The organism is Streptomyces sp. O3 (genome assembly GCF_054788135.1).
The window spans coordinates 40,674-60,588 of sequence record NZ_JBTVYK010000035.1; the positions used below are offsets into that span (position 1 = coordinate 40,674).

The following is a 19,915-nucleotide window of genomic DNA, read 5'->3' on the forward strand; positions in this document are numbered from 1 at the left end:
CACCGGTCGCCCACCGGTCGCCTCCGGCGGGCCGCTGAGCCGCCGAGCCGCCGGGTGATCCCGTCTATTCGGTTCGGCGATCTTGTTCGAGCTGAGAACATGGGTGCGGACGGGAAACCAGGGGAGGGGCGCATGCCGAAGCGCGGCACGGAGGGCACCGCTGTGCCCGCGGCATCAGGGGGCACCGGGGAGGACGGCGCGGCGTCGTCGGCAACAGGTGCGGCGGCCGGTCCGGCGGCGGAGCCCGCTGGGGCCGCCGTTCGGCGGCGCGCCGCCCGTACCGGCTTTCTCGTCACCCTGATACTCGGCGGGCTGACCGCCGTACCGCCGCTCTCCATGGACATGTACCTCCCGGCCCTGCCGGAGGTCACCCGCTCACTGGGCACGTCCGCCGCGACCGTCCAGGTCACCCTCACCGCCTGCCTCGCCGGTATGGCGCTCGGCCAGCTCGTCGTCGGGCCGATGAGCGACAAGTGGGGCCGCCGCCGCCCGCTGCTCGCCGGGCTGCTCGTCTACGTCCTGGCCACCGCGCTGTGCGCGCTCGCGCCCACCGTCGAACTCCTCATCGGCTTCCGGCTGCTCCAGGGCCTTGCGGGCTCGGCCGGGATCGTCATCGCGCGGGCCGTGGTCCGCGACCTGTACGACGGCATGGAGATGGCCCGGTTCTTCTCCACGCTGATGCTGATATCCGGGGTCGCGCCGATCGTCGCGCCGCTGATCGGCGGCCAGGTCCTGCGGGTCACCGACTGGCGCGGCATCTTCCTGGTGCTCGCCGCGATCGGCGTCGTACTGACCGTCCTGGTCTGGCGCAGACTCCCGGAGACCCTCGCCCCCGACAAACGCCAGAACGGCGGCGTCGGCAAGGCCCTGCGCACCATGGGCGGGCTGCTCACGGACCGGGTCTTCACCGGCTACGCGCTGGCGGGGGGCTTCGCGTTCGCCGCGCTCTTCTCGTACATCTCCGCGTCGCCGTTCGTGATCCAGGAGATCTACGGGGCCTCGCCGCAGACCTTCTCGCTGCTCTTCGGGATCAACTCCGTCGGCCTGATCGCGGCGGGTCAGATCAACGGCAAGGTCCTGGTCGGCCGGATCAGCCTGGACAAGGTGCTCGCCGCCGGGCTCACCGTGATCACCCTCGCCGCGATCGCGCTGCTGCTGATGGCCAGCGGGGTGTTCGGCGAGGTGGGCCTCGTGCCGATGGCGACCGGGCTGTTCTTCCTGATGTCCGCGATGGGCATCACCCTGCCCAACACACAAGCCCTGGCCCTGATGCGGACCCCGCACGCGGCGGGCTCCGCGTCCGCGCTGATCGGCGCCGCGTCCTTCCTGGTCGGCGCGGTCGCCTCGCCGCTGGTCGGCATCGCGGGCGAGGACACGGCCGTGCCGATGGCCGTCGTACAGCTGGCGGGCGCGCTGGCGGCCGTCGGCTGCTTCGCGGGGCTGTGCCGTCCCTGGAGCCGTACGGCGCGGAAGGCGCAGAAGGCGCAGAAGGCGCAGAAAGCGGAGAGCGCCGGGAGAATCGAGAGCGCCGGGAGAACCGAGGAAGCCGAGGGAGCGGAGCGCTGAGAGCGGCACGGTTGCGCGTCGGGCCGCCGAGCAGGGCCGGGCTCGACGCGGCGGAACTGAGGCTGCTGGTCGCGGAGGCGGCACGGCTGCCGGACGACTGGTGCGCCGGTGCGGTGGTCGTCGCCGGGCGCGGGCCGGTGATCGCCGTCGAGGAGGCCGTCGGCTGGGCGGTGCGCCACCGCTCCGTCGACGAGGAGCTGCCCGAACACCGCCGGGTGCCGATGTCCACCGGCACGCCCTTCGACCTCGCCTCGCTGACCAAGCTGTTCACCGCCGTCGCCGCCGTCCAGCAACTGGAGCGCGGGGCTCTCGCCCTCGACACGGGCGTCGGGGCGTACATCCCCGACTTCACGGCCGCCGCCGACCACGGCCTCACCCTGCGCCACCTGCTCACCCACACCTCCGGACTGCGCCCCGAACTCCCGCTGTACGACTGCCCGGACGCCGAGGCCAGGCGCGCGGCGCTGCGTGCCGAGGAGCCGGTCGCCGCGCCGGGGAGCGGCTACCGCTACTCGGATCTGAACCTGCTGCTGACCCAGGCGGTGCTGGAGCGGGTCACCGGGCGGCGGCTCGACCGCCTCGTACGGGACGGCGTCACCCGCCCGCTGGGCATGCGGCACACCGGCTTCGGGCCCTGCCCGTTCGCCGCGGCCACCGAGGACCAGCGCAGGCCCTGGGCCAAGCTGGACCGGGGGATGGTGCGCGGCACCGTGCACGACGAGAACGCCTACGCGCTGGGCGGGGTCGCCGGGCACGCCGGGCTGTTCTCGACCGCCCGCGACCTGGCGGTGTTCTGCCGGACGCTGCTGAACGGCGGCGCGTACGGCACGGCGCGGATACTCGGCGCCGACCACGTCGACCTGCTGCTGCGCGCCCCCGGCCTCGGCTTCCAGGTCGACCAGCCGTGGCTGATGGGCGAGCTGGCGGGCCGGGGCGCGGCCGGGCACTCCGGCTTCACCGGGACCTCGCTGGTCGTGGACCGGGCCACCGACACGTTCCTGGTGCTGCTCGCCAACACCGTGCATCCGCGCCGGAAGCCCGCCGACAGCGCGCCGCGCGCGGCGGCGGCCACCCGGCTCAGTCGTGCCGCTCGTATCCGATGAGGTGCACGACGTCCTTGCCGTCGGTCCAGCGGAAGATCCCCACGCCGCCCTGGTCGTGCGCGGGCAGCCGCAGGCCGGGCGCGAGCGCGCGGAGCTCGGCGGTGTCCAGGCGCACCTCGACCGGTGTCCCGCCGCCGGAGAGCGCGTCCGCCGCGCCGCGTGCGCCCGTCGCGCCGTAGGCCACGCCCGCATCGGTGACGGTGGCCAGGGTCAGCGACCTGGCGCCGCCGTTCTCGCCGTCCTCCTCGAAGCAGCGGCCGGTCCGCTTCCACAGGTCGAAGGCGAGGTTCCCGGCGACGAGGTAGCGGCCGGTGGGGGAGCGGGTCAGCTCGGGGTAGCGGCCCGGCTTGAGCGCGGGCCTGCGGCACTCGACCGTGATCAGCGCCTTGCCGTTCACCGCGTCGTGCAGCGCCCACACGTCCCGCTCGGCCGCGCCGGAGTCGTCCGGGCCCTCGCGCTTCTTGCTCCACTTGGCCAGGACGTGGTCCGCCGTCACGGATGTGGGCGTGCCCGATCCGGGCGCGGTGCCTTCAGGGGCGGTTCTCCGTCCGTGCCAGGCGCCGGGCACCCAGAACTCGCCGTCCCCGCTGACCAGCGGCCCTGTGCTGGTCAGGCCGCGTATCTCGGTGAGCTCGCGGCACTTCGCACAGTCTTTCGGGTCCTTGAGGTCGACGCGCTCGAAGCGGGCGGTCTCGCCCGTACGGGGGTCGACGACGACGGCGTGCGTGCCGCCTGTGCCGACCAGGACGCCGGGGCCCGCGCCGCTCACGCCGGGCGCGGTGGGCCAGGGCAGCTCGACGCGTCGCAGGGAGCCGTCGGCCGCGTCGTACATGTCGAGCGAGAGGACCTTGTCGGCCGTGCTCAGCGGGTCGCGGTCGCTGGCCGTGCCGTACGACCAGGTCGCGAAGTACTGCCGACGGTCCTTGCTGACCGCGAGCAGCCGGGGGAGGCGGGAGCCGTCGTCGCCGAGCGGCTGCCAGGGGTCGCTCGACCAGAGGGGCTCGCCGGTCCTGGCCGCCACCGCCGTGAGGCGGAAGCGCCGCCGGTCGACCCGCTCGATGTACGCGATCCGGTTCGCGCCGTCCGCCAGCGCGTAGTCCCGCGAGACCCCGGATATCTCCCAGCCGCGCCGGGTGTCGTACGCCGCCGGGACGTCCAGCCGGGTGGCGGGGGCCCGGCTGGACGGCGTGGACGCGGCCGAGCCGCCGCCAGCGGAGCCGTCGCCGCGCCCGCCGCCCGGATCGGCCGTGCCGCCGTCGGTGAAGGCGGCGAGGCCCAGCAGCAGCGCCAGGACCACCACACCTGCGACGAGCGCCACGCGCACGATCCTCTGTCCCACTGGTCCCCCCAGGAGCATGACAGTCGGTGTTCACACGTGACGCCAGCGTAGCAACGGGCCCTGACAGCGCGGCAGCGTCCGGCCGCCTAGAATCTGCGGGTGAACGACCCCCGTACCCCCGCCTCTCCCGCCTCTCCCGCCCCCTCCGCGACTCCGGCGTCCCCCGCTGAGACCCTGCGCGCCGCGCTCGCCGGGCTGCTTGACGGGCTGCCGCCGAAGCAGGCGGCGCAGGCCGTCGAGCGGCTGATCGCCAACTACCGGGGGCGTACCCCGACCGACGCGCCGGTGCTGCGCGACCGTTCGGACGTCGCCGCGTACGCCGCGTACCGGATGCCGGCGACGTTCGAGGCGGTGCGCGCGGCGCTGGACGGGCTCGCGGACGCGGCGCCCGCGGGCTGGTCGCCCGGCAGCCATGTCGATGTGGGCGGCGGCACCGGCGCGGCCACCTGGGCGGTCAGCGCGACCTGGGAGTCCGTACGGCCGGTGACGGTGCTGGACTGGGCCGAGCCCGCGCTGGCGCTGGGCTGTGAGCTGGCGGCGGCGAACCCGCTGCTGCGCGCGGCGCGGTGGCAGCGCTCGCAGATCGGAGCGGCGCTCCGCCTGCCGAGCGCTGATCTCGTCACCGTGTCGTACGTGCTCGGGGAGCTGACCGAAGCGGACCGGCGGGCCCTGGTCGACGAGGCGGCCAGGGCCGGGCAGGCCGTGGTGGTCGTCGAGCCGGGCACGCCCGACGGCTATGCCCGCGTCCTCGCGGCGCGGGACCGGCTCATCGCGGCCGGGCTGCGGATCGCGGCGCCCTGCCCGCACGCGGCGGAGTGCCCCATCGTGCCGGGCCGGGACTGGTGCCACTTCTCGGCGCGGGTGAGCCGGTCCTCGCTGCACCGGCAGGTGAAGGGCGGCTCACTTCCGTACGAGGACGAGAAGTTCAGCTATGTCGCGGCGACGAGGTTCGCCGTGGAGCCGGTGGCGGCGCGGGTGGTCCGCAAGCCTCAGATCCGCAAGGGCCAGGTACTCCTGGACCTCTGCACGCGCGATCCTGGCCTGACCCGTGACACGGTCACCAAGCGGCACGGGCCGCTGTACCGGGCGGCGCGGGACACAGACTGGGGCGACGCCTGGCCACCGCCGGAGTAGCCACCCCGGCCCCGCCCGGCCCCGGCCTGTGCCCGGCCCCTGGCCTGTGCCTGGCCCTGGCCTTGGCCTGCGCCCGCCCCGCGCCCGGCCCCTGGCCTGTGCCCGGCCCTGGCCTGCGCCTGGCTCCGGCCTGTGCCCGGCCTCCGGTGCGGGACGGCTCAGGGCCCCGAACTCAGGCTGGCCCCTGGCCGCGCGGGCTGGCCCCCCGCGCGGGCTGGAGCGCCGCGCGGGGTGGCGGCCGGGCGGGCCGAGTCGTCGCGCGCGCCCCGGACGCCGGGCGGGCAGGTCCGCCCGCCCGTCCGCCCGTCCGCCCGGCCGGGAGCGAGGCCTACGCCCCCCGGAGTTCGAGCGTGCAGCACTTCACGCTGCCGCCGCCCTTCAGCAGCTCGCCCAGATCGATCCCGACCGGCGTGTAGCCGCGCGCCCGCAGCGGCTCGAACAACCCCAGCGCGGCCTGCGGCAGCAGCACATGGCGGCCGTCCGACACCGCGTTCAGGCCGAGCGCCTCGGCGTCCGCGCGCTCCGCGATCAGCGCGTCGGGGAACAGCCGCCGCAGCACCGCCCGGCTGCCCGCCGAGAACGCGCCGGGGTAGTACATGACGTCGTCGCCCGCGTCGTCGAGCACGGCGAGCGCCGTGTCCAGGTGGTAGAAGCGCGGGTCCACCAGGTCGAGCCCGATCACCGGCCGCCCGAAGAACTCCTGCGCCTCGCCGTGCGAGAGCGGGCTCGCCCGGAAGCCGCGTCCGGCCAGGATCCAGGACGCGGTGACCGCGAAGTCGCCCTCGCCCTCGTTGACATGGGCCGGTACGTACACGTCGGTGTAGCCGTGCGCGTGGAACCAGTCCAGGTGCTCCTCGGCCTCGGGGGCCCGCTCGCGGTACGCGAAGCGCGCGCCGAGCACCCGCCCGTCCAGCACGGTCGCGCCGTTCGCGGCGAAGACCATGTCGGGCAGTCCGGGCCGCGGCGTCAGCTCGTCGACGGTGTGGCCGAGCGAGCGGTACCGGTCCCTGAGGTCCTCCCACTGCGTGACGGCGAGGGGGACGTCGACCGGTTTGCCGGGGTCCATCCAGGGGTTGATGGAGTAGGTGACCTTGAAGTGTGCCGGTGGGCACATCAGATAGCGCCGGGGTGTGGCGTGACGAGGCAAAGAAGGCTCCTCACGGTCGGCCGGGGTCCCTGGTCGGGACCCGTGCTGTCTCGTGCTGCCCATGGTGCGGCGTACACGGCTGTTGTGGGTGGTGGCGAACGGGTTGTTTTCCGGCCGTTTGCCATCGCCCGCCACAGCCGCCCCTCCCGATTCGAGACGATACGTATCGGCTCTGCTCGCTGCTACATTCGACCCATGGCCACCAAGACCGCCCCCGACCAGAACCGCCGCAGCGAACGCTCCCGCCGAGCGATCTACGACGCCGCACTCGCCCTCGTCGGCGAGGTGGGGTACCCCAAGACGACCATCGAAGCGATCGCCGCCCGCGCCGGAGTCGGCAAGCAGACGATCTACCGCTGGTGGTCGTCCAAGGCGGAGGTGCTGCTTGAGGCCTTCCTCGACCTCGGCGAGCAGGCCGCCGACGCCGCCGCCGAGGCGGCCGGACACGAACCGGGCCAGGGCTACGCGATCCCGGACACCGGCGACCTCGAAGCCGACCTGAAGCACGTCCTGCGGGCCACCGTCGACGAGCTGCTCGACCCCAAGTTCGACGCGCCCTCGCGCGCCCTCGCCGCCGAGGGCGTCATCGACCCCGCCCTGGGCGCCCGGTTCGTCGAGCAGCTGCTCGAACCCTCGCTCCAGCTCTACGTCCAGCGGCTGCGCGCCGCCCAGGACGCCGGAGACGTACGCGCCGACGTCGAGCCGCGCATCGCGCTGGAGCTCTTCGTCTCCCCGCTCGCGCAGCGCTGGCTCCAGGGCACCGGGCCGCTCTCGCACGCCTATGCCGACCGCCTGGTCGAGTACGCGCTGTACGGGCTCACCCCGCGCTGACCCGCCGCCCCGCGCCGCGCGCCGGGGTGCGGGCGAGCAGCCCCGGAGCGTCCGTGAGGACCCCGTCGCAGCCGAGCCGCAGCACCCGGTCGCGCTCCTCGGGCGTGTTCACGGTGTGCGCCCACACCCGCCCGATGCCGGACTTCACGGCGCGCGTCAGATCCTTGTCGGCGGCCTCGTGGTTCACGTCGAGTACGTCGACGAAGTCCCGCCACTGGGCGGGGTCGTCGGTCCGCAGCTGCTTGGCCGAGCGCCACAGCTGGGCGAGCAGGCCGAGTTCATGCGCCTGCCGTGCGACGGCGGGCTTGTTGGAGTTCACGAACACCGACCGGGTGAGCCCGCGTGCCCGCAGCTTCCCGGCCAGCACCGGGAGGCTGTCCGGGTCCTTGGCCTCCAGCATCAGCAGCACCCGGCCGCCGAACCGGTCCAGCACCTCGTCCACCGTCGGCGGGCGCTCGGACCGCCAGCTGCCGGGCAGGGCGGGGTCCGGGCGCAGCCGGACCCGCTCCCAGTCCTCGCGGGTCAGGGCGCGCACCGGCCCGGTCATGTTGGTCGTACGGTCCAGGGTCTTGTCGTGCATCGCCACCAGCGTGCCGTCGCGCAGCATCCGGAAGTCCACGTCCAGCACGTGCGCGGTGCCGCGCAGATAGGCGGCCATCAGCCCGGACATGCTGTTCTCCGGCACCTCCAGCGCCCCGCCGCGGTGTGCCGTGTACGTGACACGGGTGAGCGAGTCGACGGTGAGGGGCGCGCCCCGCCATTCCAGGGGGGTCGGGGACCCGCCGGGGCCCGTGGGTCCCAGGTGTCCCGTGAGGGTCAGTGCCATGAGCATGACGGGCACGGTGGTGGTGACCATGGCGCCCAACGTAGAGGGACGAATCGGGTTATGCCAGACAAAGACCCCCAGTGGCTGGCATCACCCCAGGTACCCCGGATGTGGACTACGGCCACCCGCGGAGCAGGATGGTGGCACCATGGACGGAACGAGGGCGAGATGAGGGGTTAAATGGGCGCGGAGTTCGGCCGACCGGCTGGTGGACAGAGCAGGATTTCCCAGTGGCTGCGAGCCCGCCGTCCACAGCACGCCGACGCCGCCGCGGCGTCGGCTCGGGAGGCGGGGCTGCTGGCCTTCGCCGAGGCGGGCCTCCCGCTCGCGCCCGCCGCCCATCCCGCGGGGTATCGCTGCTCCTGCGACCGGGTCGGCTGTCCGACGCCCGCGCGACATCCCCTCTCCTTCGCCTGGCAGACCCAGTCCACGACGGACCGCGCTCAGATCGAGCGCTGGGCCAGGCACCAACCGCAGGCCAACTTCATCACCGCGACCGGCATGGTCCACGACGTACTCGACGTACCAGTGGAGGCCGGTCGCAGTGCGTTGGAGCGGCTGTGCGAGGCGGGGGTCGAGGCCGGGCCCGTCGCGGAGCTGTCCGCGCCGGGCGACCAGGGGCGGATGCTGTTCTTCACGCTCACCCGCGGCACCCCGGCCGACGAGGACGAGTGGTGGCCCTGTGAGCTGGACTGCCACCCCGAGACGATGGACGAGCACCCCGGACTGCGCTGGCACTGCCGGGGCTCCTATGTCCTGGTGCCACCGGCCCGGCTGCCCGGAGACCAGCGGGTGACCTGGGTACGCGGCCCGGAGCACCCCCTGCCGGAGCCGCTGACCCTGCTGGAGACGCTCACCGACGCCTGCGCCCGCTTCGCGCCCGACTCGGAACCGGTGGCGGCCTGGCCGCTGCGCGGCTGAACTCCCGGCGCGGCTGAGATCCTGCCGTGACGGAGTCCCCGGCGTGGCTGAGTCCCCGGCGGGGCTGAGCCCCTCGTCGGGCAGCAACAGGGGCGCGCGCTGGGCCAGTACGCGCGCCAGCGCGACCCGCGCCCGCTCGCCCAAGGACAGCGCGGCGGACTGCGGCAACACGGCCCTGAAGCCGAAGAGCGGTCTGCTGACGGTGGCCGAGGCCCCCGCCAAGCTCACCGCCGACGGCGCGAGGGCCTCCGGGTCGCTGTACAAGGCGGGCACCGGTATGGGCCCCGTGTCGCTCGCCGTCGCCCTCACTGAGGGCGCGGAACTCCCGGCGCTGCCCGACCTGGGCTCGTCGGCCGCGCCCACGACGCCGACCCCCGAGCCGGCGGCGTCCGACGCGACCCCGTCCGCCGCCGCTCGCCCGTGGGCGACCGGGCCTGACGCGCGAGGCCGCCCGTACACCTGTCCGTCCGGCACGCCTGACCGTTCTACGGGGGCGGCCAGGCGTGCCCGGACAGGGCCTAAGGTCGGTGCATGAGCCGTACGCGTACGGGCATCGCCGGATCCGAGCGCCGCGTCAGCCCCGTCTTCCTGGGGCTGGTCGCGGTGACCGGCGTGAGCGGCTGGGCCGTGTGGGCGGATGTCCTCCCGCGCATAGGGATCGCGGTGTTCCTGTTCGTCACCGCGGCCTGGGTCGTCTCGCTCTGTCTGCACGAGTACGCGCACGCCCGTACCGCCCTGCACAGCGGGGACGTCTCGATCGCCGCCAAGGGCTATCTCCGGCTCAACCCGTTCGCGTACACGCACGCGTTGCTCAGCATCGTGCTGCCCGTGCTGTTTGTGATCATGGGCGGGATCGGGCTGCCGGGCGGCGCGGTCTTCATCGAGCGAGCCCGCATCCGCGGCCGCTGGCGGCACAGCCTGATCTCCGCGGCCGGACCGCTCACCAACGTGCTGTTCGCGGTCGTCTGCACCGCGCCGTTCTGGCTGGACGCCCTGGACGGCGTGCCGGGGCCCTTCCGCTACGCGCTCGGCTTCCTGGCGCTGCTCCAGGTGACCGCCGCGATCCTGAACTTCCTGCCGGTACCCGGCCTGGACGGGTACGGCGTCGTCGAACCCTGGCTTTCGCACCGCCTGCGCCGCCAGGTGGAGCCGTTCGCGCCGTTCGGGCTGCTCGCGGTCTTCGCGGTGCTGTGGATCCCCGAGGTCAACGAGGTGTTCTTCGACGCGGTGCGCGCCCTGCTCCGAGGGCTCGGGGTGCGAGATCTGGACTCGTACTGCGGGCTGAACCTCTACCGCTTCTGGCGGGAGGAGGCCTCGTTCTGCCTGGTCAGCCGGTAGCCGGGCTGGCTGGTCAGTCCGCAGCCGGGGAGCCCGCGGCGGCCGCGCGCTCGGCCTTCGCGCGGCGCAGGTAGTACCAGGCCATGTTCGACGACAGCCCGGCCAGCAGCACCCAGACGACCCCGAGCCAGCTGCCCTGGACGAAGGACACCACGGCCGCGGCCACGGCGAGCAGACAGACGGTGAGGGCGTAGAGGGCGAGGCGGGGCATGGGGGTCGGCTCCTGTCCGGGTCCTGAAGGCGTGCGCTTCCAGTGTCCCCCATGCCCCGGCCGCGCCGGTACGTCGGCCGCCGGGCCTAGATGTCGGTCACGCGCAGGCCCGCGTGCGCCTTGTACCTGCGGTTCACCGAGATCAGGTTCGCGACCAGCGACTCCACCTGGTGGGCGTTGCGCAGCCGCCCCGCGAACACGCCCCGCATGCCGGGGATGCGCCCGGCCAGCGCCTGCACGGTCTCCACGTCGGCGCGGGCCTCACCGAGCACCATCACATCGGTGTCGATCTCGTCGAGCGACGGGTCCTGCAACAGCACGGCCGACAGATGGTGGAACGCCGCCGTCACCCGCGAATCGGGCAGCAGCGCGGCGGCCTGCTCGGCCGCGCTGCCCTCGGCGGGCTTCAGCGCGTACGCGCCCTTCTTGTCGAAGCCGAGCGGGTTGACGCAGTCGACGACCAGCTTGCCCGCCAGGTCCTCGCGCAGCGCCTCAAGGGTCTTGGCGTGGCCGTCCCACGGTACGGCGACGATCACCAGGTCACTGCGCCGCGCGCACTCCGCGTTCGCCAGGCCCTCGACGCCGAGACCCAGCTCGTCCGCCGCGGTCCGCGCCCGCTCCGCCGCCCGAGAGCCGATGATCACCTTCTGGCCCGCCCTGGCCAGCCGGTAGGCCAGGCCGCGCCCCTGGTCGCCGGTGCCGCCGAGCACGCCGACCACGAGCCCCGACACATCCGGCAGGTCCCAGGGGTCTTTCGCGGGGGCCTTGGCGGGGGCCTTGGCCGGAGCGTTCTGCACATCATCGGAGGAAGTCATAGGGGGACGATACTCGCAGGTACGCGCCAAGACCCCTGAGTCGTACGCCAGTACACCCCACATGTCGCACGTCAGTGCACCCCACCGGAACCGCCCGAACCGGCCACCCGCCCGGCCGGTCTGCGACAGGATGCGGCCATGGACGCCGTACGGGTCGCGCTGCTGCGCGACGTGCTGGCCGGAACGGAGTGGCTCGGGGCGACCCGCCGCTTCGCGGGAACCCTGCGTACCTCGGTGGTGCCGCACGGCGGCGGGCTGCTGCTGGTCGGCACCGAGGCGTACGAGCCCTGGCACCTGGCCGCGCATCTGGCCGACGAGGCGGCCTGGTCGGGCACGCCCGAGCTGACTCCGACACTCGTACGGCACCGGGTGCGGCCCGGCGGCCCGGCTCAGCTGTCGGTGGGCCTGGGCAGGATCGAGGCGGCGCGGCGCGGCGAGACCCTGCTCGTCGTGGCGCCCGACGAGCCGGGCGCGGGTCTCCTTGAGCGGGTGCGTGACGCGCGCCAGGCGGGGGCGACCGTACTGGCCCTGGACGGAGGCGGGCGCGAGCTGCGGGCCATGGCGCACGAGGCGCTCTCGGTGCCCGCCGCGTCAGGGCCGGAACCAGGGCCGGAACCAGGGCCGGAACCAGGGCTGGAACCAGGGCCGGAACCAGGGCTGGACCTGGACACAGTCCAGCACCTGGTGAGCGCGGCGGCCGGGGAGAACGGCCGACCGGCGCCCGCGCCGCGCGGCGGGCGGCTGCGGGACCGGCTCTCTCGGCTCGCCGACCAGTTGACCGTGCCGCCGCCGGAGCGGTGGTGAGCGGGGCGTGGGCGCGGGCGGCACGGGTGGCGCGGGACAAGCGCTAGCCGTGTTTCGCGCCACCGCTCCCGGTGCCGTCGCCCTCGTCGCCCTCACCCTTGTCGGGGTCGGCCTCGGGGCCGCCGCTGGACGCGTCGTGCCAGCGGGGGTCGTTCTCCCACTTGAGATTGCGCTCGCGGGCCGTCTGTAGCGCGTGGCCCGCCTCCTCGCGGGTCGCATAGGGGCCGAAGCGGTCCGCCGCCCGGCACTCGGGACCTTCCTCGACCTTTCCGTGCCGCAGGCAGAAGTACCACTCGCCGGGCTTCCCGATCGTCCGCTTCTTGAACAGGGCCATCGTCGGCTCCCTCTGTTTGGCGTTCCGCCGCCATCGTGCCCGAAAGGCGCTGGATACACTCGGGGACATGTCTGGCCAGTCACTGCTTGAACCAGGGGAGCTCTCTCCCGTCCGTTCCGTCCCCGGAAACATCCGGCGCCCGGAGTACGTGGGCAAGCCCGCGCCCGCCCCGTACACCGGCCCCGAGGTCCAGGACGCCGAAACGATCGAGCGGATGCGCGTCGCCGGACGGGTGGCGGCGCAGGCCATGGCGGAGGCCGCCAAGCTCATCGCGCCGGGCGTCACCACCGACGAGCTGGACCGGGTCGCGCACGAGTTCATGTGCGACCACGGCGCCTACCCGTCCACGCTGGGCTACCGGGGCTTTCCCAAGTCCCTCTGCTCCTCGGTCAACGAGGTCATCTGCCACGGCATCCCGGACTCCACGGTGCTGCGGGACGGCGACATCGTGAACCTGGACGTCACCGCCTACCTGAACGGCGTACACGGCGACAACAACGCCACCTATCTGTGCGGTGACGTGGACGACGAGTCGAGGCTCCTGGTCGAGCGGACCAGGGAGGCCACGCACCGCGCGATCAAGGCGGTCAAGCCCGGCCGCCAGATCAATGTCATCGGGCGGGTCATCGAGTCGTACGCCAAGCGCTTCGGGTACGGCGTGGTGCGCGACTTCACCGGGCACGGGATCAACTCGGCGTTCCACTCCGGGCTGATCGTGCCGCACTACGACAGCCCGCACGCGACGACCGTGATGCAGCCCGGCATGACGTTCACCATCGAGCCGATGCTCACACTGGGCACCCACGAGTACGACATGTGGGAGGACGGCTGGACCGTGGTGACCAAGGACAGGAAGCGGACCGCGCAGTTCGAGCACACACTGGTGGTGACCGACACCGGGGCGGACATCCTCACGCTGCCCTGACCCGCGACCTCCTCGCTCCCTGGCGACGCCCCTCCCGAGACCCCGGCCCCGCGCGATTCTTCGCGCGGGGCCGTTTTGCCGAACTCTGCCGAGTTTTGCCGACAGAATGTCGGGAACACATTGACTTAGGTAACCCTAAGCGGGAACATCAGTGGTGGCTCCCGCCCCTGCGGAAACGCGGGGCACCGTTCGGCATCGGAGGTCCCTGTGGACACGCCGTTTTCCACGCTCATCCGTACCGCGTCACACGAGCAGCACACCGAGGCGGAGACCTCGACATTCATGAGCGACCTGCTCGGCGGACGCCTCGGCGTGGCCGCCTACGCCCGGTACACCGAGCAGCTCTGGTTCGTGTACCGGGCCCTGGAAGACGCCGCGCGGGAGCTGCGGGACGACCCGGTGGCGGGGCCCTTCATCCAGCCCGAGCTGATGCGCGTCGCCGAGCTGGAGCGCGACCTGGCGCACCTGCGCGGCCCCGACTGGCGCGCGGGCCTGCGGCCGCTGCCCGCCACCGAGGCGTACGCGGCGCGGGTCGAGGAGTGCGCGCGCGGCTGGCCGGGCGGCTATGTCGCCCACCACTACACGCGCTACCTGGGCGACCTGTCCGGAGGCCAGATCATCCGCGACAAGGCCGAGAAGACCTGGGGCTTCGCGCGCAAGGGCGACGGCGTCCGCTTCTACGTCTTCGACTCGATCCCCAACCCGGCCGCGTTCAAGCGCGGCTACCGCGAACTGCTGGACGGCGTGGGCGTCGACGACCTGGAGAAGCAGCGGATCGTGGACGAGTGCAAGCGGGCGTTCGCGCTGAACACGGCGGTGTTCCTGGCGCTGGGCGAGGAGTTCCCGCTCAGCGCGTGACGGATCGCGTTTTCGACACGCCCTGGGCGTGGCCCACCGGCGTAAAAGGCGCGGGCGTTCGGGGGCGGTCCGGGGACAATGGGCGACGTGCACTTCTCGATCCTCGGCAGCACCCAGGTACATCGCACCGACGGTACGCCCGTCCCGGTCGGCGGGGCGCGGCTGCGCGCGCTGCTCGCCGTACTCGCGCTGCGCGCGGGGCGGGTGGTGACCGCCGGGGCGCTGATCGACGAGGTGTGGGACGGCGATCCGCCCGCCGACGCGCCCGGCGCGCTCCAGGCGCTGGTCGGGCGGCTGCGGCGAGTCATCGGGCACGAGGCCGTGGTGCACGCCGTCGGGGGGGGGGGGGGCCCCCGCGGCCCCCCCCCCCCCCCCCCCGGGGCCCCCCCCCCCCCCCCCGCGGGGGGGGGGGGGGGGGGGGGGGGGGGGGGGGCGGCGCCGGGGCGCCGGGGGGGGGGGGGCGGGGGGGGGGGCGGGGGGCCCCGGGGCGGCCCCCCCCCCCCCACGACGTGGACGCCCACCGCTTCCAGCGGCTCGCGGCCGAAGGGGCGAAGGCGTACGCGGACGGGGCGCCGGAGAAGGCGGCCGTGCTACTCGACGAGGCGCTGGCGCTGTGGCAGGGGCCCGCGCTCGCCGATCTGCCCGACCGCGCCGCCGAGGCGGCCCGCTGGGACGCCCTGCGCCTGGACGCCCGGCGCACCCGCCTGGCCGCCGGGCTCGCCCTCGGCCGGGCCGACGCCGTACTCCCCGACCTCACCGCGCTCTGCGCCGACCACCCGCTCGACGAACCCCTCCAGGCCCTGCGCCTGCGCGCCCTCCGCGCGGCGGGCCAGCCAGCCGAGGCGCTGGCGGCCTACGAGGCGGTACGCACCGACCTCGCCGAACGCCTGGGCACCGCCCCCGGCCCGGAACTCCGCGCCCTGCACGCCGAACTCCTCCGCCCGCACCCGACCCCGTCCCCGACCTCGCACCCGACCCCGTCCACACCGCACCCGACGCGAGCGCCTGCCGCGCCCGAGCCGCCCGTCGCGCCCGAGCCGCCCGCCGACGGGCGGCGCCCGTACGGGACGCCGTACGGGGAGAGCGGGAGCGCGGCGCATCGGGCCGAGGCCAAGGCGCCGGGGAATCTGCGGGCGCGGCTCACCTCCTTCGTCGGCAGAGAGGCCGAGATCGAGGCGATCCGGGCGGACCTCGGCACGTCCCGGCTGGTCACGCTGCTCGGGCCCGGCGGCGCGGGCAAGACGCGGCTGTCGCAGGAGGTGGCCGAAGGCGTGCGCGGCGTCCCCGACGGGGTATGGCTCGCCGAGCTCGCCCCGGTGGACGCGGCCGCCGACCCCGAGGCGGTCCCGGAGGCCGTGCTCACCGCGCTCGGGGCCCGTGAGACCGTGCTGCACGGCGCGGGGGCCGAGGAGCTGCGGGCCGTCGACCGGCGCGCGGACGACCCCCTGGCGCGCCTCGCCGAACACTGCGCCGGACGCCGCATGCTGCTGCTCCTGGACAACTGCGAGCATGTCGTCACCGCCGCGGCCCGCCTGGTCGAACACCTCCTGGCGCGCTGTCCTGGCCTCACCGTGCTCGCGACCAGCCGCGAACCCCTCGGCGTGCCCGGCGAGTCGGTCCGCCCGCTGGACCCGCTGCCGGAACCCGTCGCGCTTCGCCTGTTCGCCGAGCGCGGCGCGGCGGCCAGGCCCGGCTTCCGGATCGACGCCGACCGGGACATCGCGGCCACGGCCGCCGAGATCTGCCAGCGCCTGGACGGCCTCCCGTTGGCCATCGAACTCGCCGCCGCCCGCCTGCGGATGCTCACCCCGCGCCAGATCGCCGACCGCCTCGACGACCGCTTCCGTCTGCTCACCGGCGGCAGCCGTACCGCCCTGCCCCGCCAGCAGACCCTGCGCGCGGTCGTCGACTGGTCCTGGGACCTGCTGACCGGCGGCGAGCGGGCGGTGCTGCGCCGCCTCTCCGTCTTCTCCGGCGGCAGCGACCTCGCCGCGGCCGAGTCGGTCTGCGGGGCCGGGGCCGGGGCCGAGGCTGAGCCCGTCGACGGCGCTTCCGTACCCATGCTCGCGCCCGCGGCCATACCCGACCCGCGTGAGGTCATGGACCTGCTCGGGTCGCTCGTCGACAAGTCCCTGGTCGTGGCCGCCCCTTCGCCCGACGGCCAGATGCGCTACCGCCTCCTGGAGACCGTCGCCGAGTACGCGGCCGAGCGCCTCGACGAGGCCGGAGACCGGGCCGCCGCCGAACGGGCCCACCTGGTGCACTACCGCGAACTGGCCCGCACCACCGACCCGGAGCTGCGCGGCCCCGGCCAGCGCGCCGCGATCGCCCGGATCGAGCTCGAGTACGAGAACCTGCGCACCGCCCTGCGCCGGGCGACCGCTGCCGGGGACGAGCACGAGGCGCTCTGCCTCGTCGTGTCGCTCTGCTGGTACTGGCTGATGCGCGGCCTGCGCTCCGAGAGTCGCCATTGGGCCAGCGTCGCCGCCGCGCTCGGCCCCGACCCCTTCGCGGAACCGGCCAGACCCGTACCGCCCCTGTTCGAGCGCGGCACCGACGCGCCGCCGCCGATGCCGCCCGAGCAGCTGTGGGAAGCGCGGCGCGGGGTACGGCTGATCGAACTGGCGAGTACGGACCACACCGCTTACGACGCGCTGTCGGCCGAGGAGCGGGCCTGGCTGCACCGGGTCGCCACCGCCTACCAGCCGGGTCTGCCGCAGACCTGCCGGATGCCGGGCGGGCTGTGGCTCTACGGGGTGATGCTTTCCGGCGAGGCGAGCGACGTCAGGGCGCTGGTCGACGCCACCGTCGACGCCTGCCGCGCGTACGGATTCCGCTGGGAGCTGGCCGCCACCCTCCAGATCCGGGCCAACCTGCTGGCCAACCGCACGGACTGGGCCGCGCACGCCGACCGCGACGCCGACGAGGCGCTGGCCGTCTTCTCCGAGCTCGGCGACGTCTGGGGCGCGGCGGAGGCGCTGTCCGCGCGCGGGGAGGCTCGGGAGCGGCGCGGCGAACTGGAGCTCGCCGGGGCGGACTTCCACGCGGCGATCGAGCTTTCTGAGCAGCTGGGAGCGCCCACCCAGGCCGCCATGCTCCGGGCCCGGTTCGGTGGAATCCTGGTGGAGCTGGGCGAGACCGAACGGGGTGAGGCCCTGCTGCGGGAGGTCGCCGCCCAGCAGGGCCGCGGGGTGACCGAGGCATTGCCAGCGGCGCGGCTGCTCCTGGCGATCTGGCTGGGGCGTACGGATCGCGTCGACGAGGCACGGGAGCTGCTCAGCCTGGTGCGGGAGCAGTACCTGGGCGGCCCTCGGGTGTTCATCGAGGGCTTTGTGTCCGGTCTGCTCGGCTGGCTGGACACCCAGGAGGGGCGTTACGGCGAGGCTCTGGAGCATGCCCGTACGGCCCTGACGTACGCGTACGACCCGCTGGCCCGGATGGTCGCGCCGCAGCTGCCCACCGCCCAGCTAGCCACGGCCGCACGGGCGTTGGCGGGCCTGGCGGCGGCGGGTGACGTGGCGCGGGACCGCGCCCACGACGCCGCCAGGATTCTGGGAGCGGGCGACGCGCTGCTTCCGCCGGGCCACCACGCCGACACCCTTGAGCGCGAGAACCGCGCGGCGGCCGAGGCCGGGGCCCGCGCGGTGATCGGCGACGCGGCGTACGAACGGGCGTACGCGCAGGGCGGCGGCCTCCCCCTAGAGGAGGCCGCGGCCCTGTTGCCCCGCCTCTGACCCGCTCCCGGCACCCCAGGCCCCGGCCCAAGCGTCAGCTCTGGGTGCGGAACTTCCGTACCGCCAGCGGCGCGGTCACCAGGGTGATTCCCACCGCCCAGGCCAGCGTGACCAGCGTCGAGTGGGCGATCGCCCCCGTGCCGTTGAGCAGCGCGCGGGACGCGTCCGCCAGGTTCGACAGCGGGTTGACCGAGGTGAAGCTCCGCAGCCAGTCCGGCATCGTCGAGGGCGGGGCGAAGATCGAGGAGCCGAACTGCAGCGGCATGATCACGATCATCGCCACGCCCTGCACCGCCTGCGGGGTGTTCAGGGACAGCCCGAGCAGAATGAAGATCCACATCAGCGAGGCGCCGAACGCCGTGGCCAGCACGATCGCCGCGAACAGCTCCACCACCGACGTCCGGATCTCCAGACCGAGCAGGAAGCCCATGCCGAGCAGGATCGACGTGGCGACCAGCATCCGACCGGTCTCCACCACGATCTTCGCTATCAGGACCGACGACCGGGCGATCGGCATCGTCCGGAACCGGTCCATCACGCCTTTCTTGAAGTCCTCGTTGACCCCCGTGCCCACCGCCATGGCGATGTTGATTCCCATCATCGCCATCATGCCGGGCACCACGTAGTTGACGTACTCCTGCTGGTTGCCCTTGCCGGAGATCGCGCCGCCGAACACGTACACGAACAGCAGGATGAAGATGACCGGCATCAGCACGGCGTCGAACATCGACTCCGGGTTCTGCTTGATCTGCAGGGCGTTGCGCCGGGTCAGCGCGCCGATGTGCCGCAGGTTGGCCCGCAGCCCGATGCCGCCCTCGTCGGAGGGCGGGGCCGCCTTCTCGCCGGGGGCGGGTGCGGTGACGGTTGCCGCGCTCATGCCGCGACCTCCTCAAGCTCGGAGTGGCCGGCGGAGTCGGCGGAGTCAGCCGAGTCGGCTGTCTTCTGGCCGGTGATGGCCAGGAACACCTCGTCCAGGCTGGGCAGTTCGGTGCCGATGTCGGCGATGCCGTACCCGCGCCCGCCCAGCAGCCCGACCACCGCGGTCAGTTGGCCGTCGCTGAGGATCGGCACATACAGCAGCCCGTCGCCCGGAACGGCCTGCGCGCCCGCGACGCCGTCGAGGCCCGCCTCGCTCAGAGCTCGGGCCATCGGGCCGAGCAGCGCGGGATCGCTGGGCCGGATCTTCAGGGTGCGGCCGCCGACTCTGGCCTTCAGCTCGGCTACCTCGCCGCCCGCGATCGCTTTGCCGCGGTCGATCACGGTGAGTTCGTCCGCCAGCTGCTCGGCCTCTTCCATGTACTGCGTGGTGAGCAGCACGGTCGCGCCCTCGGCGACCATCCGCCGCACCTCGTCCCACACCTCGTTGCGGGTGCGCGGGTCGAGACCCGTGGTCGGCTCGTCCAGATAGAGCACCGCGGGCCGCCCGATCATCGAGGCGGCCAGGTCCAGCCTGCGGCGCATCCCGCCGGAGTACTGGCTGGCGGGCTTGCGGGCGGCCTCGGTGAGCGAGAAGCGCTCCAGCATGGCGTCGGCGCGCTGACGGGCGTCCGATCGCGACAGGTCGAGCAGCCGCCCGATCATGTACAGGTTCTCCCAGCCGGAGAGCCGCTCGTCCACCGAGGCGTACTGGCCGGTGAGGCCGATCGTGCGGCGCAGGGCGCGCGGCTGGCGTACCACGTCGAAGCCCGCGACCGTGGCGTACCCGGCGTCCGGGGTGAGCAGCGTGGACAGGCAGCGCACGAGAGTGGTCTTGCCCGCGCCGTTGGGTCCGAGCACGCCGAGCACCGTGCCCTCGCGTACGTCGAGGTCCACGCCGTCCAGCGCCTTGGTGTCGCCGAAGTGCTTGACCAGGCCCCGTACTTCGACGGCGTGGTCGGCGCCGCCACCGGAGTCGTTGTCGAATCGCGTCATGCCGTCGACGATGACGTACGCCACTGACAACCGGCCGACAGACCGCCGACAGCCCGCCGACGGGGGAAGATCGGCGGGCTGTCGTCTGTGCCGCAGTGGCTCAGGCGGTCAAGGGATC

17 protein-coding genes and 3 pseudogenes are annotated in these 19,915 nt (G+C 73.9%); 12 read left to right on the forward strand and 8 right to left on the reverse strand.

All coding sequences use genetic code 11. The features are described from left to right. Positions 1-132: 132 nt before the first annotated feature. Together ACX6XY_RS18800 and ACX6XY_RS18805 are read left to right on the forward strand one after the other, a co-directional pair. Positions 133-1,566: a Bcr/CflA family multidrug efflux MFS transporter gene (locus ACX6XY_RS18800; protein WP_460332005.1), complete on the forward strand. Its 1,434-nt coding sequence runs from the start codon at positions 133-135 to the stop codon at positions 1,564-1,566. 11 nt (positions 1,567-1,577) lie between these two features. After that, on the forward strand, positions 1,578-2,669 hold the full coding sequence (locus tag ACX6XY_RS18805; RefSeq protein WP_460332007.1) for a serine hydrolase domain-containing protein: 1,092 nt from the start codon (positions 1,578-1,580) through the stop codon (positions 2,667-2,669). On the opposite strand, the gene ACX6XY_RS18810 is transcribed toward ACX6XY_RS18805, so the two are convergent. After that, positions 2,644-3,987, reverse strand: coding sequence for a hypothetical protein (locus ACX6XY_RS18810; protein WP_460332009.1), 1,344 nt, complete (start codon positions 3,985-3,987; stop codon positions 2,644-2,646). The two genes, ACX6XY_RS18805 and ACX6XY_RS18810, sit on opposite strands and share 26 nt — an antisense overlap. 120 nt (positions 3,988-4,107) lie before the next feature. Here ACX6XY_RS18810 and ACX6XY_RS18815 point away from each other — a divergent pair, with 120 nt between their 5' ends. Next, the gene (locus ACX6XY_RS18815) at positions 4,108-5,142 is read left to right on the forward strand and encodes a small ribosomal subunit Rsm22 family protein (RefSeq protein WP_460332011.1); all 1,035 of its coding nucleotides are present in this window, start codon (positions 4,108-4,110) and stop codon (positions 5,140-5,142) included. A gap of 328 nt (positions 5,143-5,470) precedes the next feature. Here the strand turns inward: ACX6XY_RS18815 and ddaH are convergent, their stop codons facing one another. Further along, positions 5,471-6,289, reverse strand: a complete 819-nt coding sequence (gene ddaH / locus ACX6XY_RS18820; RefSeq protein ID WP_460332013.1) for a dimethylargininase — start codon at positions 6,287-6,289, stop codon at positions 5,471-5,473. A gap of 195 nt (positions 6,290-6,484) precedes the next feature. Here ddaH and ACX6XY_RS18825 point away from each other — a divergent pair, with 195 nt between their 5' ends. Next, complete coding sequence (locus ACX6XY_RS18825) at positions 6,485-7,120, forward strand: TetR/AcrR family transcriptional regulator (protein ID WP_460332015.1); 636 nt, start codon at positions 6,485-6,487, stop codon at positions 7,118-7,120. Here ACX6XY_RS18825 and ACX6XY_RS18830 read toward each other — a convergent pair. Next, complete coding sequence (locus ACX6XY_RS18830; protein ID WP_460332016.1) at positions 7,107-7,976, reverse strand: glycerophosphodiester phosphodiesterase; 870 nt, start codon at positions 7,974-7,976, stop codon at positions 7,107-7,109. The two genes, ACX6XY_RS18825 and ACX6XY_RS18830, sit on opposite strands and share 14 nt — an antisense overlap. 150 nt (positions 7,977-8,126) lie before the next feature. Here ACX6XY_RS18830 and ACX6XY_RS18835 point away from each other — a divergent pair, with 150 nt between their 5' ends. The 3 genes from ACX6XY_RS18835 to ACX6XY_RS18845 are packed head-to-tail and all read left to right on the forward strand — an operon-like array spanning position 8,127 to position 10,205. Further along, the gene (locus ACX6XY_RS18835) at positions 8,127-8,867 is read left to right on the forward strand and encodes a bifunctional DNA primase/polymerase (RefSeq protein WP_460332018.1); all 741 of its coding nucleotides are present in this window, start codon (positions 8,127-8,129) and stop codon (positions 8,865-8,867) included. A 43-nt stretch (positions 8,868-8,910) separates the two neighbouring features. Beyond that, positions 8,911-9,402 carry an HtaA domain-containing protein gene (locus tag ACX6XY_RS18840; protein WP_460332020.1) on the forward strand — a complete coding sequence of 164 codons (492 nt, stop codon included), beginning with the start codon at positions 8,911-8,913 and terminating at the stop codon, positions 9,400-9,402. Beyond that, positions 9,399-10,205: a site-2 protease family protein gene (locus ACX6XY_RS18845; protein ID WP_460332022.1), complete on the forward strand. Its 807-nt coding sequence runs from the start codon at positions 9,399-9,401 to the stop codon at positions 10,203-10,205. Before ACX6XY_RS18840 ends, ACX6XY_RS18845 begins: the two co-directional genes overlap by 4 nt. Before the next feature lie 13 nt (positions 10,206-10,218). Here ACX6XY_RS18845 and ACX6XY_RS18850 read toward each other — a convergent pair. Beyond that, positions 10,219-10,469 (reverse strand): annotated as a pseudogene (locus tag ACX6XY_RS18850) (hypothetical protein). 33 nt (positions 10,470-10,502) lie between these two features. Beyond that, on the reverse strand, positions 10,503-11,231 hold the full coding sequence (gene npdG / locus ACX6XY_RS18855) for an NADPH-dependent F420 reductase (protein WP_460332024.1): 729 nt from the start codon (positions 11,229-11,231) through the stop codon (positions 10,503-10,505). 138 nt (positions 11,232-11,369) lie between these two features. Here npdG and ACX6XY_RS18860 point away from each other — a divergent pair, with 138 nt between their 5' ends. Then, entirely contained in the window at positions 11,370-12,035 is a 666-nt protein-coding gene (locus tag ACX6XY_RS18860; RefSeq protein WP_460332026.1) for a hypothetical protein, read from the forward strand. 43 nt (positions 12,036-12,078) lie between these two features. Here the strand turns inward: ACX6XY_RS18860 and ACX6XY_RS18865 are convergent, their stop codons facing one another. Beyond that, positions 12,079-12,369 (reverse strand): hypothetical protein, encoded by a 291-nt coding sequence (locus tag ACX6XY_RS18865; protein WP_460332028.1) that lies wholly within the window; start codon positions 12,367-12,369, stop codon positions 12,079-12,081. A 67-nt stretch (positions 12,370-12,436) separates the two neighbouring features. On the opposite strand from ACX6XY_RS18865, the gene map reads away from it, so the two are divergent. The 4 genes and pseudogenes from map to ACX6XY_RS18885 all read left to right on the forward strand — a co-directional run. Further along, entirely contained in the window at positions 12,437-13,294 is an 858-nt protein-coding gene (map, locus tag ACX6XY_RS18870; protein WP_460332030.1) for a type I methionyl aminopeptidase, read from the forward strand. 207 nt (positions 13,295-13,501) lie between these two features. Beyond that, positions 13,502-14,152 carry a biliverdin-producing heme oxygenase gene (locus ACX6XY_RS18875; RefSeq protein WP_460332032.1) on the forward strand — a complete coding sequence of 217 codons (651 nt, stop codon included), beginning with the start codon at positions 13,502-13,504 and terminating at the stop codon, positions 14,150-14,152. Positions 14,153-14,230: 78 nt separating this feature from the next. Then, positions 14,231-14,485, forward strand: a pseudogene (locus ACX6XY_RS18880) (AfsR/SARP family transcriptional regulator); the annotation flags it as partial. A gap of 138 nt (positions 14,486-14,623) precedes the next feature. After that, a pseudogene (locus ACX6XY_RS18885) lies at positions 14,624-17,886 on the forward strand (ATP-binding protein); the annotation flags it as partial. A gap of 34 nt (positions 17,887-17,920) precedes the next feature. On the opposite strand, the gene ACX6XY_RS18890 reads toward ACX6XY_RS18885, so the two are convergent. Beyond that, complete coding sequence (locus tag ACX6XY_RS18890; RefSeq protein WP_460332034.1) at positions 17,921-18,763, reverse strand: ABC transporter permease; 843 nt, start codon at positions 18,761-18,763, stop codon at positions 17,921-17,923. Next, positions 18,760-19,797: an ATP-binding cassette domain-containing protein gene (locus ACX6XY_RS18895; protein WP_460332036.1), complete on the reverse strand. Its 1,038-nt coding sequence runs from the start codon at positions 19,795-19,797 to the stop codon at positions 18,760-18,762. Before ACX6XY_RS18895 ends, ACX6XY_RS18890 begins: the two co-directional genes overlap by 4 nt. Between the last annotated feature and the right edge of the window lie 118 nt (positions 19,798-19,915).

What these genes read in the sequence shown, in the direction of transcription:
- ACX6XY_RS18800 (WP_460332005.1), top strand. Translation starts at nt 133, where the DNA reads ATGCCGAAGCGCGGCACGGAGGGCACCGCTGTGCCCGCGGCATCAGGG.
- ACX6XY_RS18825 (WP_460332015.1), top strand. Translation starts at nt 6,485, where the DNA reads ATGGCCACCAAGACCGCCCCCGACCAGAACCGCCGCAGCGAACGCTCC.
- ACX6XY_RS18830 (WP_460332016.1), bottom strand. Translation starts at nt 7,976, where the DNA reads ATGGTCACCACCACCGTGCCCGTCATGCTCATGGCACTGACCCTCACG.
- ACX6XY_RS18835 (WP_460332018.1), top strand. Translation starts at nt 8,127, where the DNA reads ATGGGCGCGGAGTTCGGCCGACCGGCTGGTGGACAGAGCAGGATTTCC.
- ACX6XY_RS18845 (WP_460332022.1), top strand. Translation starts at nt 9,399, where the DNA reads ATGAGCCGTACGCGTACGGGCATCGCCGGATCCGAGCGCCGCGTCAGC.
- npdG (WP_460332024.1), bottom strand. Translation starts at nt 11,231, where the DNA reads ATGACTTCCTCCGATGATGTGCAGAACGCTCCGGCCAAGGCCCCCGCC.
- ACX6XY_RS18860 (WP_460332026.1), top strand. Translation starts at nt 11,370, where the DNA reads ATGGACGCCGTACGGGTCGCGCTGCTGCGCGACGTGCTGGCCGGAACG.
- ACX6XY_RS18865 (WP_460332028.1), bottom strand. Translation starts at nt 12,369, where the DNA reads ATGGCCCTGTTCAAGAAGCGGACGATCGGGAAGCCCGGCGAGTGGTAC.
- map (WP_460332030.1), top strand. Translation starts at nt 12,437, where the DNA reads ATGTCTGGCCAGTCACTGCTTGAACCAGGGGAGCTCTCTCCCGTCCGT.
- ACX6XY_RS18890 (WP_460332034.1), bottom strand. Translation starts at nt 18,763, where the DNA reads ATGAGCGCGGCAACCGTCACCGCACCCGCCCCCGGCGAGAAGGCGGCC.
- ACX6XY_RS18895 (WP_460332036.1), bottom strand. Translation starts at nt 19,797, where the DNA reads ATGACGCGATTCGACAACGACTCCGGTGGCGGCGCCGACCACGCCGTC.